The following is an 18,588-nucleotide window of genomic DNA, read 5'->3' as shown; positions in this document are numbered from 1 at the left end:
CCTTGCAGCCATGTATTGGCTGTCCGTGGGGCTCGATGACGTTGGGGGCGTTCACCCCCCCAAAATTTTTCTGGGCGGTCGAGGATCAGGGCGTCGGGACGCGGCACCACCACAAGGCCGAGCGCCGCCGCGCCCCATCGACTGCGACGCGATTGCTGAACTCATCGACGGGAAGCGCCGGGCTGATGGGGTCGCAGCCATTCGCGTGCTGCATCTCGCCGATGTCGAGCGCTGGGTCCGCTCAATCATTGGACACTAGGGGCGTCTGTTCGGCGGCCCCGTGCCGCAGACACCCCGGGGAGGACGCCTCGGGCACGGGGCTGCCCCGCGCGGGCACGCGCAAGGATTGTGCCGCGCGAAGTTTGCGCCAGCGCGTATATTGGCCCCGCTTGGCGGGATCGGAAATCTCCTCTCCCTTAAGCCAAAAGCGGTACCAATCGAGATTGCGCGCATAGGCCGCCAGTTTGTGGACCGGCTGCATTTTGACATGAGGTTCATCGGCGAAGGCAAATAGCTCCGCCGGCTTGCCCGCACGCTTGAGCAGCGTGTGGAATTTGATGAGGTAGCGGGCTTCGGATTCCGGTACCTGCATAAGGAGCGGCGTACTGATGGCGGCGACATCGGCTTCCGGTGCGAGTGCTCTCCAGCGCTCTCCATCTTCGTTGGGAGCGCCCAGCTGCCAATAACTTTGAAGCATGTCGGTGAACCCGCGGCCGGGAAGCGCATTGGCCCAATAATAGCTTTCCGAGATCTGCCCTGAGGAAATCGTCGCGGCCGCGAAGCGGTCCGTCTTGCGAATGGCCCATAGCGCCACTTCAGAGCCGAAGCTTAAGCCCCCGATCCCGACGCGTGCGGGATCGATGACGCCGGCGGCATCGAGGTCATCGAGGAGCCTGCCGATTATGTCGAGCGCGCGATCGTAGGAGGCATCCGCCGCACCCTTCGTGCCGCTCGCCTGCTCGATGCACAGAATCGCAATTCCATGTTCCACCAGCGGCAACATTGGGATCTCATCGCCGACGCCCCCCTTCAGGAATCCATCGCAACGATAATATTGCACGACAAGTGGAAGACGATCAGAGGCATAAACAGGCCGAAGCAGGAGCGCCGACCCGTCGGGACTTTCGATCGGAATCACTTTCGCCCGGATGCGCGCGCGTAGCGCGAAATTGGGGTCGGCAAGAATGTGACGCTCGCCGCTCGCAAGGTCGATGGCGATGAGCCTTGGTGGAGTGAGGGGGGCGCTTTCAGTGCAAACGAGCCTCGAGCGGGCCCCAACGCAGCGCGGCGGTCGATAGGAAGTTCGAACGCTGCCGTCGGTTGTCGCGATGAGACGCGCGCGAGGCGCTCCGGTCTGCCATCGCCAGACGCGTTCGCGCGCCAGGCCCACACGCTCGAAGAGCAGAAGGGCATCGCTCTCCGACTCCCAAGCAAGTGCTGCGAGCGCTGACGACCGGCAGAGCGGGATTTGACATGGAATTGTCGCGCCTGTGCGCGAGGATATCAGCACCGACTGCGTCCCGCCTTCGCCTTGTATCTCGGCGGTTCGACCGCTCGCGTCGAAAACCTTGAAACCCTGCGACGGCGCCTTGACGGAGAAAATTGGATCGCTGGCAAGAGGAGCGCCGGTAAGGTTACGTGTCTCCTGCCGGCGCGGATCATCCCACAGCAAGCGATCGCGCTCGAACCATTCGGTCGATAATCGCTGCATCACCCTTTTGCCGTCGACGATGGCCCCGCCTGCGATCGGCTGCATGATATCGAGACGCTCGTCGACGAGCACGCCATTCTCGTACGCGTGGCGCTCGGCGTCTGCGATCGCCTTGCGCGTCGCTCCCACCGTATAGCGCAGCGCCTTGCCGTCATCAGCGACCTCAAACTCCAGGATATCGGCCTCATCGACAAACTCGCGCTGGGGGAGTGCGCCTTCTCGCCAATGCCAGATCGCCGCAGCGCCGCCGGTCCGCGCGATGTAGCGAAGTCCGCGCGAATCGGGATCCCAGACCGGGATCTGCTCGGCGAGGCCTCCGGAGCCTTCGAAGCGCGCATCGCCGCCGCTGCCGATCGCTGTCACGCGCGTGCCGTCCACCTCGCTCACATGCCATTGGATCATCACGGCATTGCGCTCGATGCTTGGGCGGCTCACGCGGTACGCCACGCGCTTACCATCGGGCGAAAGCGTCGGGGCGCTGATCTCGGCAATCTCGACCAGATCGCGCGGCGTGATCGGATTGCGTGACGGCTCCGCGGGCGAAGTGAGGCTGGCGGCGAATGCTGCGAGGATTACCACGAGACCAGCGCCTGGAGTGCAGTCAAGCGTCCGATCGCGCTTGCCTGCTCAGGATCGTAGCCAAATGCTGATGTGGGGGTCCGAAACTCGACATAAGGCGGAGCCTTGTCGAATAGATTATTGATGCTGAGCGCGAGACGGAGAGAACGATCCCCTCCCAGTTGGGCAATGCGGGTGCCGAACTGGAGATCGAAAGTCGTCCAGCTCTTGACCTTCTGGGCGGGGGTGACGGTGAGGTTATCGTAGCCCGCGACATGCTGCAGCCCGATGCTGGCGTCGAGCGCGCCGACTGCAACGCCGGCCCGACCGCGGAGACGGAGCTTGACCGGATTTCCAAGGGTACCCACTACATTAACGGCGGGCGCCGCGTCGGTGATTTGATTGTCGATCGTCAACAGCCGCGTCCCGCCGAGCGACACCCACAGATGTCCCGCGTCGCCGAGCTGGTGGCGATAGCGCAGATCGAAATCGATCCCCTCTACCTTTGACTTCGATAGATTGAGCGTACGTCCTTCAACGATCGCCCCGATGTCGGCGGGCGTTACGCCGAGCGAGTTCGCAAAGCTCGGGTTCGCAAAATAGGCGGCGACAACCGCGGGATCGGGATTGTCGTCCACGAGCCCGCCATAGATGTCGCGGCGGACGAGGAAATTGAACAGGTCGAAGGAGGCTGTGGCGATCCGGTCACGATAGCCAATCTTGAACCAGCTAAGGCTCGCCCGCGCCCCCGGCAGGAAAGTGGGTTCGAGGTCGACCCCGGCGGTCCAGGTCTCAGCCTTTTCCGGACCGAGGTCAGGGCGGAAGCCGAATAGTCCGAGAACGACCGTCTCACCGCTCGGTGACTGCGGGTCAGGAAGCGCGATTGTCTCGTAAAAGGCGTTCGCCGTCCCGACGAGTTCGTCGAAGAAGGGCGCGCGGAAGGACCGGCCGTAAGAGGCGCGCAGGGTCAGTCCGTGCAGTGGCTTCCATTCGATCCCAACCTTGGGATTAGCGGTGTCACCCACATCGGAATAATCCTCATAGCGTGCCGCTCCGGAGACGGTCAGCGATCCCGGAAATCGGCCTTCGGCGTTGAATATCGGCACGACGAGCTCGCCATATAGCGCGCGCACGGTGCGATGATCGGGAAGTCCGGGAATGCCGGAGGTCCGAGGCGCTTCCGTGCTGCGGTCAATCGTCTGCGCATAGCGTAGCTGGTCGCGTCGATATTCGGCGCCGAGCGCTATCTTCACCTCGCCCGCAGGCAGCGCAAGCAACGGGCCGTCGGCGCGAAGCGCTCCAGTCCAGTTCTGATAGCGTACCCGGCGCTGAAGACCGCCCCTCAGGCTGTCGATGAGCGCAGGATCGTTGACCGCGCCGTCACCGAACAGATTGATGGCCTCTGCTGGTGTCGTGGCTGCGACCGAACGCAAGAGCCGCAAGCGGTGGACGATATTCACGCCGTCGCTGCGTTCGCGCTGCTGGCCGAAGCCGCCCGACAGCTCGAGCGACCAGTCGCCAAGGGTGGCGCGCGCGCCGAAGGCTGAATTAAAGGCGCGCACCGAACCTTCTACCCCTTCGGGTCCGAAGTCTGCGGTCGGGTCATAATAAACGCGAATCGGCTCGCCAGTCCCGATCGGATCGACATAATAGGGGTTGGAAGGACCGACCGTGAGGGGTGAGGCGCCGAATACGCGCTGGCGGGCGGCAAAATGCCGCTCCGAATAGAGAAGCCGCGCAAAGAGCGTAACCGGCTCCGCGATACGCTGCTCGGCGGAGATGTAGAGGCCGCCGCGTTCCTGCCGGGGCAGGAGGTCGATGTGGCGGCGGGCGTCGCCGCGGTTGAAGCCGCCGGGGATGAGTTGATCTGCGGTAAGTGCTGTGCCGTCCTGACCGATGGGGAGCCGGTAGGGGCGCCCGTCGGCCGCGACGATCGTTCCAGGATTGCTGATGTTTGAGCGCAGATCGGGCCCGCCGAACGGGCGTAGATCCTCGCTGGCGAATGAACGCGCCGCCGATGGAAGGTTGCCGCGACGATAATATTCGCCCGCGACAACGAGGTGGCCGGTTGACCAGCCGGTTCCGAAAATCTGGCCGAGCTGAACCTCCCCGAAGTCGCCATCAGCGGTACCCGCCCTGAGCCGAGTTTCGGCGCCTTCGAAACGATTTCGGAACCGGATGTTCACAACCCCGGCCACAGCATCGGATCCATAGACGGCAGAGGCGCCATCGGTCAGAATTTCGATGCTCTCAATTGCCGCCGAGGGCACGAGCGACAAATCGGTAAAGGCTCCTGAGCCGCCACCGAGCGCGGGCCGCGCTCCATCAAAGAGAGTGAGCGTCGAGCCGCTGCCGAGGCCTCGCAGGTTGATTCCGCTGCCATAGGCGAGGTTCGTATTGGCGTAACCGCGGGCGCTCGTTCCGACATTGGCTTCCGCAGGCCCCCCTGAGAAGTTTTGCGGGATCGTCTGGAGGAAATCGGTGATCGTGGCGCGGCCGCTTTGATCGAGCGCGGCGCGGTCGATAACGGTGACTGGCGACCCGATGGGTCCGGTCCCCCGGATGCGTGTGCCGGTGACGATGATCGCTGCATCGGTGTCGTCGGCGGGCGCCGATTTGACCCGCAGTACGAGCGTGCTGTCGACCCGTTCGGCGACGAGCCCAGTCCCGGCGAGAAGTCGGGTAAGCGCCGCATCGGGTGAGAGGCGGCCGCGAACGGCGCTGCTGCGCCGTCCCTCGAGAAGCTGCGAGGCGGCGATCACGTCGCGCCCCGTGGCCTCGGAGTAGGCGCGCAGCGCATCGGCGAGCCGCTGCGCAGGGATATTAAATTCGGTCTCTGCGGTCTGTGCCTTCGCGGTGGGGACGCTAAGCGCAAGACAGCTTCCGGTTGCGAGCAGAGCGGCCATAAAAACAGGTTTCATCCATCCCTCCCTTGCAGCCATGTATTGGCTGTCCGGGGGGCTCGATGACGTTGGGGGCGTTCACCCCCCTTAAATTTATGGGCGGGCGAGAATCAAGCTGTCGGGACGCGAGATGACGACAAGGCCGAGCGCTGCTGCAAGCTTGCGTGCGAGCGCTTCGCCGTCGTCGATCTCGAAACGGCCGGACACGAGGAGGTTGGCGAGCGCTGGGTCGGCAAGGCCAATTTTCTGGCTGTTCACCGCGTTGGCGCTCGTAAGAATGGTCCCGAGCTTTGTCCTTTCGGCATCGATCTTTCGGGCGACGACGGGGCTTGCTGTCGTGGGCACGCGCTGCGGCCCCTCAAAGCTCACTTCCGCGCTCTCGCCCGGTGCGAGCCGCAGTGCGCGCCGGTCGCCCGACTTCACCGCTACCTCGACCGAGCCCTGGATAAGATGGATGCGCGGCGCTACGCCCAAAAGGTCAACCTCGAATATGGTGCCGAGCGCAGTTGTTACCGACCCACCCGCGACTACCCGAAAAGGGCGACTCGCATCATGCGCGACGGTAAAGAGTGCGTGGCCGCCGCTCAGCGTCACGATCCGCTCATCGGGGGTAAAGCGGGTCTCAATCCTGGAGCCGTCCGAAAGCGCGACGAGCGTTCCGTCGTCGAGACTTCGCCCACCCGTCGTCGCCTCTTGAGCAATGCGGGAGTCGCCGGGGCCGGTGCTCATGGTGATCCAGGCGAACCCGGCAGAAAGCGAGAGCAGGATAGTCGCGGCGATCGCCCAGCGCTGCGTTTTCTTCCGCCGCGCCGCGTCGTGGGCGCGCGCGAGGGCCGCCACCTGGTCGACCGAGACCTGGGTGGTCCGATCGAAATCGCGGCGCAGCGCTGCATAAGCTGCTGCGTTGGCCGGATCGCGATGCCAGAGCTCGAACGCCTCGCGGTGTTGCTCCGCGCCGGGAGCCTCCATTCGCGCGAGCCAGTCTTCGGCGCGCTCTCCGCCGATCATCGGGGGCCCTGCCGCGAGCGGCGGATCGCGCCGAGCGCCTTTGCCATCTGTTTTTCCACGCCCTTCACACTCATCCCCTGCGCGGCTGCGATCTCGTCATAGCTCAGCCCTTCGATTCGATGCATCAAGAATATGGCTCTTGTCCTGGGCTTAAGCCGGGCGATCACCTCTTCCAGACGTCGAATGGCATCGCGTGCCTCCAGCGCCGCATGCGGGTCGGGGCCGGCGTGGGCTTCGTCCTCAAAAGGGCTGTGACCTGCCTGCAAGCGGCGCGCATCGGTACGGGCATTTTCGGCGAGAAGGTTGCGGGCGGTCTGGACGAGATAGGCTGCGGGCCGGTCAATCAACCCCGTCGCCGCGCGGCGGCGCTGGGCAAAACGGCGAAAGCATTCCTGCACCAGGTCGCCAACATCCTGCGGCTGAACGCGCCGCCGGATGTAGCGCGCAAGTTCGGGCCCATGCGCTTTGTAGGCGGCTTCCACGCCGGCGCAGACTGCCAAGCTCTGGCACGTCTCGGATGGAATAGCGTCACGTTCCGTAACGCCGCGCCCGCTCTGCTGCTCCTCAAAATCCATGCCCGCTGCCTTCCCGTTCGGACGGAAAGACAGCCCTGCCGGGCGTTGAGAACTTGCTTAGCGAACAAGCGCCGCCGCCTTTGGCCCGTAGGCTTGGACATGCGCGGCGGCCACCCGGACAGGATGGAAAATCAAAACGGCCAAGACGGGTTCTCACGCCCGGCATCGTGCCTGTTCGCCCGATGCCCCTTGAGGATAGCGAACGCGGGCGCGAGGGCAAGGGGAAGAGCGGAATTAGAACCAAATTGAGGATTGTTGTGTCTCAACACGCGCTTTGCGGAATTGAACTTCGGTTTGCCCCGTGTCGCCGCACGGCCGTTGCTCAGCTCATGAATGGCGGGTCACAGTGGCTTGACTGGAGAAACAGCATGCGGATCCGCTTCATCCTCGGGCTGAGCCTTTTGGTCGGCGCGACGTCTGCCGCAGCGCAGGACGTTCCCATCATCGACGGCGTAGGTGCCTATAATCACAGCCAGGTCATGCGCCACCGGGATCGGAGCGCCGACGACAAGCGAAAGCCCGCGCCCGATGCGAATGGGCTTGGCCACAAGCGGTTGATGGCGCTCAGTCCCGAAGCGCGGCGCGCGCTCATTGCGCTGAAACCGGAACTGGATCGCCGCGTGAAGCGTGATGGCGAGGTAGCCGCCAATCGGTGGTTTGAAAGCAAGGTGGCGGAAGCTGAAAGGCGCGAGGGACTGCGCCCCTGACAAGGCAGAGCAATCATATGATTGGCGGCAAGTGTGGCGACAGGCGTAGCATTCAGCATCATCCGCCGCTGTTGGCTGGAATCCCCAAGCGTCTCTTCGATAGCGTCTTTCCGTGCGGCGGTCGCCGCGATGCGCGCGGGGCAGGAGACGGACGCGGCGAATTGCAGCGCCCGGGCGCGCCGCGCTCGCAACCCCTCTAATCGGCGAAACGGGACGTGCCGCGGCAGCCGAAGCTCAAGCTCTTCCGCACCGCTATCGGCTTTCACGATGCCTATGTTGCGGCGCCGAGCCAGAAGGCCGCACTCGAAGCCTGGGGGAGCGAGAGCAATTTGTTCGCGGTTGGAGCTGCCGAACGCGTCGACAATCCCGAGTTGATGCGTGAAGCGCTTGCCCGCCCTGGCGAGGTGATAAAGCGGACTCGCGGCACGATGGCAGAGCATCTTGCCGCGCTCCCCAAGGCGTCGCAGCGGGATGGATCAAGGTCGGGTGCCAAGGATGAGGAGGCGGCGAAAGCGCCTCGGCGCGCAAGGCCCTCAAAGCCAAAAGTCCCGCGTGTCAAGTCGAAGCCGCGCCCGAAGCGTACATCGCTCGACCGCGCCGAAGAGGCCCGCGCCGCTGCCGAACGGCGCCACGCTGAAGAGCGGGCGACGCTCACGAAACAACAAGCGGAACTCGACCGGGCGCGGCGCAGGCTCGAGGCGGCCCAGACCCGCGAGCGCGAGCGGCTCGAGGCGCGCGTCAAGGCCGCGCGAGACGCCTATGAGCGCGCGATGCGCGCGTGGCGCGCCAGCTGAATGAGGGCGGGAGGCTTCGCAAACGAGACGGCCGCCCCGGCGAGGCAGCATCGAACCGCCACCGCGCCTGTCAAAGAGGATCATCAATTCCTCCAGCGCGCAGGTTCAAGCGCGATCGCGATGGGCGGCTCAATCTCGGACCAGCCTCGCGCCGCGATCACATCGTTGCTTTCTTTCGCCCGCCGTCCCGGGCCAAGCGACCAGCTGATGTGATAATGGCTGCCATCGCCGCGGTCGGTCTTCCCGGCAATGCGCACGACCAGCGCTTCGACGCCTTCGCCATCGTCGCTCCGGCCCACGACCTCGCCGCATCGATCGTCGGGGAGCGACGCCTCTTCATCCGCCCCGAAGCGCAGTGTGACATGGTCGGCCACAAGCGCTGCGTAGCGCGGAGGAAAGCGCTTCAGCAGCGCCTCGCGGTCTCGTTCGGGAAGCTTCCAGCCGGTGGTCACGCCGCTCATGGCCTTGCCTTTCGGCCCCGCACCGGCCTGTCGGCCAGTTCGATCCAGGCCGGCGCATGGTCGCTCGACCTCTCCCAGCCGCGCGGCCGCGTGTCTACGCCTGCGGCGCTGAGCCGTTTCCTGGCTGCCGTGTTGAGCAGAAGGTGGTCGATGCGGATCCCGGCGCCGCGTTCGAACGAGCGGCGCCAATAGGCCCAGAAGCTGTAGATGCGTGCGCCCGGATGGAGAGTACGGATCGCGTCGGTCCAACCCTGGTCCAGATAGCCTTGATAGGCGGCTCTTGCTTCGGGAGCAAACAGCGCGTCCTTCGTCCAGTTTTCGGGCTTGTAGACGTCGAGATCGGCGGGAATGACGTTATAATCGCCGCACACAATCACGGGCGCCTCGAGATCGAAGAGCGCCTTTAGATGGGCATCGAGGCGGGCCATCCACTTCAGCTTGTATTCGAACTTTTGACCCGGCCAGGGATTGCCGTTGGGAAGATAGATGCAGGCAATGAGGATCCCGCCGACCGCGGCCTCGATATAGCGGCTTTGTTCATCGGCCGGATCGCCGGGCAGGCCGCGGCGCGTCTCGTGAATATCGCCGACCCGGCTCAGTATCGCAACGCCGTTCCAGCGGCTCTCGCCGTGCCAGATGACGTCATAACCTGCATCTCGGATCGCATTCTCCGGAAATTTCTCCTGCGGTGCCTTCAGCTCCTGCAGGCAAAGGATGTCGGGCTTGGCGAGCGCGAGCCATCGCAGCAGAACAGGAAGACGCCCGCCAATGCCGTTCACATTGTAGGTGGCGATCTTCATGAGGCCGGACAATCCTGTGCGGGCGGGGCGTTGAAGGTCATGGTCCGAAGACCACCCATCGGCGCCTTTTGTTCCGCGGGCCATATGTCCGCGCGCGCAACCTGCGAATGCGCGGGGCGTTACCTTCCGCAAGGAGATGGACAATGGCAAGCGACGACAGGAGGAATGTCGGTTCTCCCGACCGCGACCGGATCAGCCTCAGCGAAGATTATGAAGTGCGCGACTGGACGCAGGCGCTGGGCGTAAGCGAGCAGGAACTTCGCGAAGCGGTGGATGCCGTGGGTAGCTCGGCGGACAAGGTCCGCGCGTATCTGAAGGATCGCTGAGGCGACTCGCCCGATCAGCCCGGACCTTGTCTCAACAGCAGGGAAAAGAGGGGCGCCGAGGCGAAATCTCTCGCCTGCATCCCCCAGGTGCGCGCCTTTTGGTTTAGAGCGGCAAGGCGCATGGCGCGGGCACGCGCTCGACAAAAAAGCTGTGGCGCGGTGGCTCGGCGAAGAGGATATCGCCTGGTAGCGTGCCGTCGAGCCAGTGCATCACATCGCGTCGCTGGATGACGACGCCGTGGCGCGACTGATAGGGAAGGACGTCGGCCCCGGCGGGCATGGTGAGAATGCGGTAAGAGAGGGGCCAGCCGGCAAGCGGCGGATCCCAGATCGCGGCAAGATAGAAGAAATTGCCGCTGTCGAGGCTCGCCCGGTAGCGACGATCGCCCGATCCCATTCGGAATTCGCTCGCGGGGATGAGGCAGCGCCGTGGGGGCAAGGCGCGTGCTTCGCTGCGCAAGAAGCGATAAGCGACGCCGTCCGCAAAGCGGGGATCGGAACCCCAGACCGCTTTGACCATTTCAATTTCGGATCTATTTTCTGGATTGCGGCGCACGAGCGCCCGCTCGAAGGTGCTCGCATTATCGGGATCGAAAGGCGTTGGCACAGTTGTCATTACTGGAACATAGCAAGAACATGGGCGCACCGCAACAATTGGGGACGCCCAGTCATGTGCAATGACTATCGTCTCGAGGTCGACATCGCGTCGATCGCTGAAGATTTCGAGGATCTGCAAATCAGGCTCGAGACGCCCGAAGGGCTACCCAATGTCCCGGCGCGCGAGGATATCAGGATCACCGATATCGCGCCGATCGTGCGCAGCTCGGACAAGGGACGCGCGCACGGCGAGCTTGTCAACCGGCGCTGGAGCTGGCCCGGCCCCAGGGGCGCGCCGGTCTATAATTTCCGGTCGGAAAAGCGGAGCTTCGCCTCGCACCGCTGCCTCGTTCTGTGCGATGGCTTTTATGAATTCACCGATCCTGCCGACCCCGGGCAGAAGCGCCTCGACAAATGGCTTTTCACCATGAAGGGCCGGCGCTGGTTCGCGATGGCAGGCATCTGGCGCGGCTATGAGGAGGGCGAGGCCTTCACCCTGCTGACGATGGATGCCGGGCCCGATATTGCGCCCTATCATCACCGGCAGATTATCCCGCTCGCGCCCGAGAGCTGGGCCGACTGGCTCGATCCTGCAGTACCCGCAGAAAAAATGCTGGCATGGCTCCCCGCGGGGAGTCTTGAGGTCCGGCAGGTTTATGGCAAGCCGCCCGCGCAAGGACGCCTTGCCCTTTGAGCGGGGGAGAAGGCTCGGGCGCTTTGTCGCGGCGCAGGAGGGCGTCTATGAGCAGGCGCTCGCCGAGATCCGGTGCGGTGCCAAGCGCTCGCACTGGATGTGGTTCATTTTTCCGCAGCTTGCCGGGCTCGGCAACAGCGCAATGGCGAAGCGCTACGGGATTGCCGATCGCGCCGAAGCAGAGGCGTATCTGGCGCACCCTCTTCTTGGCAAACGCTATGCCGCCTGCGTCGCGGCGCTCGCGGGTCTCGGCGACAGCGATCCCATTGGGCTATTCGGCGCCGTCGATGCCATGAAGCTTCGTTCGTCGCTCACCCTGTTCGAGGCGGCGAGCGGGGATCCGCTGGTCGGGGCCGCGCTTGATCGCTGGTTCGATGGCGAGCGCGATAAGGAGACGCTCGCGCTTTTGGACCGGCGCTGAGCGGGCGGAACAAATGCAAGGCTGCCGGGTTATACGGTTGCTCAGGCGAGGCGAAAGATCGACGGATCGATTGCCGCCATGAGTGCCCACCGTGCCCGCGGCCCTCGATCGTTCGATCGACATCGCCGCGGCGCACGGACTAGGCGATCAGCTCGGCATTTGACGGCCGGCTTTGGCCACGAGAATCAGCGTCCGGCCTTCGACCCGCCACGATTCGAGCGCCGAGAGAAAATTCATGCCCAAAATATCGGTGTCGCCGAGCCCGGGCGAGATCACCGTCTTGAGCTGCTGTGCTGCAATCCCGCCCACCTCGAGCTGTGCGATCTCGCCCGCATCGGCGCGTACCGTTCCATTCGCAGTCTGGAGGAGAATCGGGACGAGTGACGCGGCGGGTTCGACGCCGGCCGCCTTCGCAGTTCCTTGCGAGAGCGCGGTGATTGTTGCGCCGCTGTCGATCAGCATGCGCCGCTTGATGCCGTTGATGCGCGTTTCGGCCCAGAAATGCCCGTCGCGGCTCATCGGGATGCGCACTTCGCCTCCCACCACCTCCTGCCGATCGCGGCCAAGCGCTGCCGCGGCGCGCGAGAGAAGAGGATCGAAGGGCGCCTGTTGGAAGAGGAGCAAGAGGGCGAGAGCGAGGAAGGCGAAGGAAAGGAGCGTTCGGAGGAGGCGTCCGACATAGGGGATTTGAAAGAGAAGGAGGAGAATGAGTGCGGCGCCTGCAGCATAAAGCACGAGCGCGTTCCAGGAAAGATCGGTGGTAATGGGCATCGAACCTCATTTTTTACACGCGCCGAGGTGACGCGGCGCTGAACGATCCGCAGCCGATGTGTCAGGCGGCTTGACGATCGAGGGGAGTCGGTGGAACATATAGGGAACATTTGAGTCGATGCCCTATGAATATTTCAGCCCCTTTCGAGTCCCGGCGCGGCACCGGGGATCTTGCCGCCCTGCGCGAAGCGGTCGCGCGCGTCGCTGCCGCGCGCGGGCCGGTGCTGCCTTTCGGCATCGCGCCGCTCGATGAACGACTGAGCGGTGGCGGGCTCGATGGCGCGGGACTCCACGAAATCGCCGCGGCCACGGCAAGCTGGGGCGATGACGCGGCTGCGACGCTTTTTGCCGCCGGGATCGCCGCCCGCTTCGCGGGCGCGCGGGGGCTTTCGGTGCTCTGGGCGCTCACGCGCTTCGACCTTTATGCACCCGGTCTGGAACAGGCAGGGCTTGGACCTGAGCGGATCCTCTATGCCGAGGGGCGCGATGACCGCGAGCTGCTTGCGATATGCGAGGATGGGCTGCGCGGCGGTGTGCTCGCCTGCGTCGTTGCCGAGGTGAAGGCGGCCGATCAGACGGCAACGCGGCGGTTGCAGCTTGCCGCCGCCGAAGGGGCGACGCCGATGCTCCTTTACCGGCGCCATCGCCGCGTCGGCGCCTGCCCGCTCGATACGCCCTCGCTCGCGATGACGCGCTGGCGCATCGCAGCGCGGCCCTCAGAGCGCCTCGCGGTCCCTGCGATCGGACGCGGACGCTGGCACGTCGAGCTCGTCCGCCAGCGCGGCGGACCGCCTTTCGCTCTCGAACTGGAGGCGTGCGATGATCAGGGTCGCCTCGCTCTTCCTGCCGCAACTCGCGATCGAGCGGCTGCGACGGGCGGAGCGGCATCCCCCGCGCTCGGGCGCGTCGCCTGAGGCGGCGCGGCCTGCGCCGAGACCGGTTTTGAGGCCCCCGGCCGCACGCTTCGATCTCCCTCCGTGCGACGATCAGCCAGGCGTCTGCCCGGTGCCGCGCGGCGGTGGCTGGCGCCCCGGCGCGCGCTGGGCTCGCGCGGCATCTGAAGCAGCGGCACCGGACTGGCGCGGCGCAGACGCGGGCGCGGCGCGCGCGCGGCCGATGATCCTCGTCGCGCGGACCGGACAGCGCGATACGGTGACCGCGGCTTGCCCTGCGGCGCTCGATCTCGGCATCGCCCCCGGCATGGCAGCTGCGCACGCGCGGGCGCTCGTTGCCGATCTTGATGTGCGCGATGCCAATCGGGACGCCGATCGCGCCTGGCTCGATCGCCTTGCGCTTCACGCTGCACGCCACTGGACGCCGAGTGCGGCGGTGGCGGGGGAGGATGGCCTCTGGCTTGACATTGGCGGAACCGCGCATCTCTTCGGCGGCGAGGCGCGCTTTTCGGCGCGGCTTTGCCGCTTCCTCGCCCGCCTCGGTTTCACCGCCAGGATCGCGGTCGCTGGAACGCCGGGGGCCGCGCACGCGCTCGCGCGCTTCGGCGGCGCGCCGATCCGGCTGCTCAGTGCGGGTGAGGAAGCCGAAGCCCTTGCGCCGCTGCCGCTTGCCGCGCTGCGCCTTGCACCGGGGGCGCTCGCTGCCGCGCGGCGCTTCGGTCTCGAGCGCGTCGGCGATCTTTATCCGATGCCGCGCGGTCCACTCGCGCGGCGCCTCGGGCGCGGCGCGGTCGAACGGCTCGACCAGGCGCGGGGTTTCGCACCAGAGCCCTTCGCACCTGTCGTTCCTTTCGAGACGCCCGAGGCGCGCCGTCAACTCCTCGAGCCGATCGGGACCGCCGAGGCGATCGGCGCGGTGATCGACGATCTCTTGCGCGATCTGCTTGCCGAGCTTGAACGACAGGGCCTCGGACTGCGCTTGGCGCTGCTACGCTGCGCGACGCTCGATCGCGGTGAACAGCGCGTCACCATCGGTGCAGCGCGTGCGACGCGCGATGCGGCGCATCTGCGGCGCCTCTTCGGACTCCGAATCGACCGGATCGAGCCGGGTCTCGGGATCGAGGCCATGATGCTCGCCGCGCTCGAAGTCGAGCCGCTCGCGCCCGCGATGATCGACGCCGCGCTCGATGGGCGCGCGCAGGGGCGCGATCTTGCCCCGCTTGTCGACCAGCTCGCCGGGCGGGCGGGCGAAGCGGCGCTGTTCCGGCTTGCTTCGGTCGAAAGCGACGTTCCCGAGCGCGCGGTCGCGCGCGCGGCGCCGCTCGCCAGTCCTCCCGGGTGGCCGGCGTGGCCGCGCCCTGTGCGCATCCTTTCGCGTCCCGAGCCGCTCCAAGGCGTGATGGCCTTGCTCCCTGATCATCCGCCGCGCCGCTTTGCCTGGCGCGGCCGTACCTATCGGATCGTCGCGGGTGATGGCCCTGAGCGCATCCATGGCGAATGGTGGCGGCGGCCCCGCGAAATGTGGGCAGTACGCGATTATTTCCGGGTCGAAGCTGACACCGGCGAACGCTTCTGGCTGTTCCGGCGCGGCGATGGGCTCGACGAGCAGAGCGGTGATTTAAGCTGGTTCATGCACGGGGTGTTCGGATGAGCGGGATCGGCCATCCGGCGGCGCGAAGCGCGCCGAAGACGACCTATGTCGAGCTGCAGGTGACGAGCCACTTCTCTTTTCTGCGCGGCGCTTCCTCGCCAGAAGAATTGTTCGCTGCCGCTGCGCAGCAAGGCCACAAGGCGCTCGGGCTCGCGGACCGCGGCAGCGTCGCAGGCGTGGTGCGCGGCCTTATAGGCGAGGAGGCGACGGGCGTACGCCTCATCGCGGGATCGCGGATCGATCTGGACGATGGCCGCGCGCTTCTCCTTTATCCGAAGGACCGGCCCGCCTGGTCGCGGCTGACGCGGCTCCTGAGCCTTGGCAAGGCGCGCGGCGGCAAGGGCCATTGCATCCTCACGTTGGACGATGTTGCAGCCTCTGCCGAGGGTCTCGTCGCGATCCTTCTTCCCGACGCCCCGGACCCGCGCCTCCGGGCTGATCTCGGCGCGCTTCGCGACATCTTCGGGCGCGATACCTATCTCTCGCTCGCCTTCCGGCGGCGTCCCGGCGACATCGCGCGGCTCGATGCGCTCGATGCGCTTGCGCGCGGCGCCGGCGTGCGCAGCGTGGCGACCGGCGACATCCTCTATCATGCGCCCGAACGCCGCCCGCTCCAGGACGTGATGAGCGCGATCCGCGAAAAGAAAGTGATCGACACGCTCGGTTTTCGGCGCGAGCGGTTCATGGACCGGGCGCTTAAATCGCCGCAGGACATGGAGCGCCGCTTCGCGCTTTTCCCGGACGCGATTGCTGCGAGTGCCGATATCGCTGCGGCGTGCCGCTTTGATCTTCGCGAAATCCGCTACCAATATCCCTATGAAGAAGTGATGGAAGGGCGCAGCGCTCAGGAGGCGCTTGCCGCGCTCACCGAGGATGCCGCCGCGCGTATGTTCCTGGACGGCGTGCCCGCGGCCTACCGCGCGCAGATCGACCATGAGCTCGCCCTCATTGGCGAGCTTGGCTATGCGCCCTATTTCCTCACCGTCCATGCGATCGTTGCCGAGAGCCGGCGGCGCGGAATCCTCTGCCAGGGGCGCGGCTCGGCGGCGAACAGCTGCGTGTGCTTTCTTCTTGGCATCACCTCGATCGATCCGATCAAGCACGAGCTTCTCTTCGAGCGGTTCGTCTCGGGCGAGCGCAAGGAGCCGCCCGATATCGACGTTGATTTCGAGCATGAGCGGCGCGAGGAAATCATCCAGTGGATCTACGAGACCTATGGGCGGCACCGCGCCGCCCTGACCGCCGTCGTCACCCGTTATCGCACGAAGGGCGCGGTCGCCGAGGTCGGCAAAGCGCTCGGTCTGCCGCGCGACCTCACCAAGATGCTCACCGGCCTCGTCTGGGGCTGGTCGGAAGACGGCATGACCGACGAACAGATCGCAAGCCTCAACCTCAACCCGAAGGATTATCGCCTCCGCCTGACGCTCGAGCTTGCGCGCCAGCTCATTGGCACGCCCCGCCACCTCTCGCAGCACCCCGGCGGCTTCGTGCTCACCGAGGAACGGCTCGACGATCTCGTGCCGATCGAGCCTGCGCGCATGGACGCGCGGCAGATCATCGAATGGGACAAGGACGATATCGACGTCCTCAAGTTCATGAAGGTCGACATCCTGGGGCTCGGCATGCTCGGCTGCATGAACCGCGCCTTCAACCTGCTCGCCGAGCATAAGGGCATCGCGGTCGGTATGGCCGATCTTCAGGACGATGACCCTGATGTCTATGCGATGATCCAGCGGGCCGACACATTGGGGGTCTTCCAGATCGAAAGCCGCGCGCAAATGTCGATGCTGCCCCGGATCAAGCCCAGATGTTTTTACGATCTCGTGATCGAGGTCGCGATCGTGCGTCCGGGGCCGATCCAGGGCGACATGGTCCATCCCTATCTTCGCCGCCGCGAGGGCAAGGAAAAGCCCGAATATCCCAGGGCCGAGCTTCGCGCCGTGCTCGAGAAGACGCTCGGCGTTCCGCTTTTCCAGGAGCAGGCGATGAAGGTCGCGATCGTCGGCGCGGGTTTCACCCCCGCCGAGGCCGACGAGCTTCGCCGCGCGATGGCGACCTTCAAGCTCACGGGCGGCGTCTCGCATTTCTTCGACAAGCTCGTTGGCGGCATGATCGCGCGTGGGTATCCGCGCGACTTTGCCGAGCGCACCTTCAAGCAGATCGAGGGGTTCGGCTCCTACGGCTTTCCCGAAAGCCATGCGGCGAGCTTCGCGAAGATCGCCTATGCCTCCTGCTGGATGAAGCATCATCATCCCGACGTCTTTTGCGCAGCGCTGCTTAACGCCCAGCCGATGGGCTTTTATGCGCCCGCGCAAATCGTCGCCGACGCGCGCAAGCACGGGGTCGAGGTTCGTCCGGTCTCGATCAATCACAGCCACAGGGATTGCACGCTCGAGGCGAGCGGGGGGCGCACCCTTGCGGTGCGCCTGGGCTTTCGCCAGGTGCGCGGGCTTGCCAATATCCATGGCGCCGCCATCGCGGCGGCGCGCGGCGCCGCGATGTATGAGAGTGTCGAGGATCTATGGCGCCGCGCGCAGGTGCCGCGCGCCGCGATCGAGCGGCTCGCCGAGGCCGACGCCTTTTCCTGTCTCAGCGAGGACCGGCGCCAGGGGCTCTGGAAGGTGAGGGGGCTTGGGGAGGCGCCGCTTCCGTTATTCGCGGCAGCCGATGCGCGCGAGGCGGCCTTCTCGCCCGAGGGGCCTGAACCCGATGTGGCGCTGCGGCCGATGACGACGGGCCGCGAGACCGTTGAAGATTATCGCACTACCCAGCTCTCGCTGCGCGCGCATCCGCTAAGCTTCCTGCGCGCCGAGCTTGATGCCATGAAGATCGTGCGCTGTGCCGATCTCGCCGCGATCCGCGATGGGCGCAATGTCGAGGTCGCCGGTGTCATTCTCGTGCGTCAGCGCCCGGGCTCGGCGAAGGGCGTGTTGTTCGTCACGATCGAGGACGAGACCGGCATTGCGAACGGCATTCTCTGGCCTGACAAATTCGAGACCTACCGCCGACCAATCATGGCGGCCTCGATGATCGCGATGCGCGGGCGGCTTCAGAAGGAAGGCGAGATCATCCATATCATCTGCGAGCGCATCATCGATCACGACGCAATGCTGCGCTCGATTGCGCAGATGGATTTTGCCGTGGCGCCGGGCCCCGGCGATGGGGCGCGGGGCGGCGGCGGGCCCGATCCGCGCACCCCGGCGGGTTGGACGCCGCGCGGGCGGACCTTGGCCTCGCGGCCATTCAGCGGAGAGGATGAAGAGCTTCTGCGGGTGCGCAGCCATGACTTTCGGTGAAGCCGGAGACGCCACGAAGAATAGTCCGCGCAAGACATTGAGGATCAATTGTCACGAAGAAACATGACCCAACCGCTTCCTCCGCCCCGGGCGCTCCCGCTTGGGTTCGGCCAAAATTTTGGAGATCCGCGGCTTTTGGCCATGAGCATGCATCCTTGCGACCCGCATGCCGGCTTCAGGGCGGTCTATCCCGCCCGCGGCGGAGACGGGGCGCCATGACGGAGCGGGATTCCGGCGGCAATTGAGCAGGTTAAATCGGCTTTGCGAACGGGTGGTCCATGCTGGCGGCAAGGCAATGCTTGCTGCACAATGGGAGGGTGGCACGAGAAGCGATTCGGACGATGCGTTTAACGGGGCAGCTTAATCAACTGAGGGTTAAACCGGTCGTTAAGGAGGGACGAATATCGCCAGGGTGAGGAAGT

General features: G+C 65.5%; 16 protein-coding genes. 8 read left to right on the top strand and 8 right to left on the bottom strand.

The features are described from left to right. Nucleotides 1-241: 241 nt before the first annotated feature. The 4 genes from B5X69_RS13610 to B5X69_RS13595 all read right to left on the bottom strand — a co-directional run bounded on the left by B5X69_RS13610 (nt 242) and on the right by B5X69_RS13595 (nt 6,755). Complete coding sequence (locus B5X69_RS13610; RefSeq protein ID WP_079639252.1) at nt 242-2,290, bottom strand: Atxe2 family lasso peptide isopeptidase; 2,049 nt, start codon at nt 2,288-2,290, stop codon at nt 242-244. Further along, on the bottom strand, nt 2,284-5,190 hold the full coding sequence (locus B5X69_RS13605; RefSeq protein WP_176141608.1) for a TonB-dependent receptor: 2,907 nt from the start codon (nt 5,188-5,190) through the stop codon (nt 2,284-2,286). The genes B5X69_RS13610 and B5X69_RS13605 overlap by 7 nt, the downstream gene beginning before the upstream one ends. A 75-nt stretch (nt 5,191-5,265) precedes the next feature. Beyond that, the gene (locus B5X69_RS13600; RefSeq protein WP_079639250.1) at nt 5,266-6,180 is read right to left on the bottom strand and encodes a FecR family protein; all 915 of its coding nucleotides are present in this window, start codon (nt 6,178-6,180) and stop codon (nt 5,266-5,268) included. Further along, nucleotides 6,177-6,755, bottom strand: coding sequence for an RNA polymerase sigma factor (locus tag B5X69_RS13595; protein ID WP_079639249.1), 579 nt, complete (start codon nt 6,753-6,755; stop codon nt 6,177-6,179). Before B5X69_RS13595 ends, B5X69_RS13600 begins: the two co-directional genes overlap by 4 nt. Before the next feature lie 368 nt (nt 6,756-7,123). On the opposite strand from B5X69_RS13595, the gene B5X69_RS13590 reads away from it, so the two are divergent. Further along, nucleotides 7,124-7,462, top strand: a complete 339-nt coding sequence (locus tag B5X69_RS13590) for a hypothetical protein (RefSeq protein ID WP_139375792.1) — start codon at nt 7,124-7,126, stop codon at nt 7,460-7,462. Between the two features lie 215 nt (nt 7,463-7,677). Next, nucleotides 7,678-8,256: a hypothetical protein gene (locus tag B5X69_RS13580; protein ID WP_079639246.1), complete on the top strand. Its 579-nt coding sequence runs from the start codon at nt 7,678-7,680 to the stop codon at nt 8,254-8,256. Between the two features lie 83 nt (nt 8,257-8,339). Here the strand turns inward: B5X69_RS13580 and B5X69_RS13575 are convergent, their stop codons facing one another. After that, nucleotides 8,340-8,717, bottom strand: a complete 378-nt coding sequence (locus B5X69_RS13575; protein WP_079639245.1) for a hypothetical protein — start codon at nt 8,715-8,717, stop codon at nt 8,340-8,342. Beyond that, a complete protein-coding gene (gene xth / locus B5X69_RS13570; RefSeq protein WP_079639244.1) occupies nt 8,714-9,517 on the bottom strand; it encodes an exodeoxyribonuclease III in 804 nt (267 codons plus the stop codon). Before xth ends, B5X69_RS13575 begins: the two co-directional genes overlap by 4 nt. A 143-nt stretch (nt 9,518-9,660) precedes the next feature. Here xth and B5X69_RS13565 point away from each other — a divergent pair, with 143 nt between their 5' ends. Continuing rightward, a complete protein-coding gene (locus tag B5X69_RS13565; protein ID WP_079639243.1) occupies nt 9,661-9,843 on the top strand; it encodes a DUF3606 domain-containing protein in 183 nt (60 codons plus the stop codon). Between the two features lie 103 nt (nt 9,844-9,946). Here the strand turns inward: B5X69_RS13565 and B5X69_RS13560 are convergent, their stop codons facing one another. Then, nucleotides 9,947-10,459 (bottom strand): SOS response-associated peptidase family protein, encoded by a 513-nt coding sequence (locus B5X69_RS13560; protein ID WP_139375791.1) that lies wholly within the window; start codon nt 10,457-10,459, stop codon nt 9,947-9,949. Nucleotides 10,460-10,513: 54 nt separating this feature from the next. Between B5X69_RS13560 and B5X69_RS13555 the strand changes: the two genes are divergently transcribed. Next, nucleotides 10,514-11,134 (top strand): SOS response-associated peptidase, encoded by a 621-nt coding sequence (locus tag B5X69_RS13555; protein ID WP_079639242.1) that lies wholly within the window; start codon nt 10,514-10,516, stop codon nt 11,132-11,134. Beyond that, entirely contained in the window at nt 11,097-11,555 is a 459-nt protein-coding gene (locus B5X69_RS13550) for a DUF1810 domain-containing protein (protein ID WP_079639241.1), read from the top strand. The genes B5X69_RS13555 and B5X69_RS13550 overlap by 38 nt, the downstream gene beginning before the upstream one ends. 147 nt (nt 11,556-11,702) lie before the next feature. Here B5X69_RS13550 and B5X69_RS13545 read toward each other — a convergent pair whose 3' ends face one another. Further along, complete coding sequence (locus tag B5X69_RS13545; RefSeq protein WP_079639240.1) at nt 11,703-12,326, bottom strand: retropepsin-like aspartic protease family protein; 624 nt, start codon at nt 12,324-12,326, stop codon at nt 11,703-11,705. 125 nt (nt 12,327-12,451) lie between these two features. Between B5X69_RS13545 and B5X69_RS13540 the strand changes: the two genes are divergently transcribed. Genes B5X69_RS13540 through B5X69_RS13530 form a run of 3 tightly spaced genes read left to right on the top strand, consistent with a single transcriptional unit; the run spans nt 12,452 to nt 18,166 of the window. After that, nucleotides 12,452-13,240 carry an ImuA family protein gene (locus B5X69_RS13540; RefSeq protein ID WP_079639239.1) on the top strand — a complete coding sequence of 263 codons (789 nt, stop codon included), beginning with the start codon at nt 12,452-12,454 and terminating at the stop codon, nt 13,238-13,240. Next, nucleotides 13,146-14,870: a DNA polymerase Y family protein gene (locus B5X69_RS13535; RefSeq protein WP_245798742.1), complete on the top strand. Its 1,725-nt coding sequence runs from the start codon at nt 13,146-13,148 to the stop codon at nt 14,868-14,870. The genes B5X69_RS13540 and B5X69_RS13535 overlap by 95 nt, the downstream gene beginning before the upstream one ends. Further along, nucleotides 14,867-18,166, top strand: coding sequence for an error-prone DNA polymerase (locus B5X69_RS13530; protein WP_079639238.1), 3,300 nt, complete (start codon nt 14,867-14,869; stop codon nt 18,164-18,166). Before B5X69_RS13535 ends, B5X69_RS13530 begins: the two co-directional genes overlap by 4 nt. Nucleotides 18,167-18,588: the final 422 nt, after the last annotated feature.

It is taken from the genome of Sphingopyxis flava, from assembly GCF_900168005.1.
Classification (GTDB): domain Bacteria; phylum Pseudomonadota; class Alphaproteobacteria; order Sphingomonadales; family Sphingomonadaceae; genus Sphingopyxis; species Sphingopyxis flava.
This window is presented reverse-complemented; position numbering and strand designations above follow the sequence as displayed.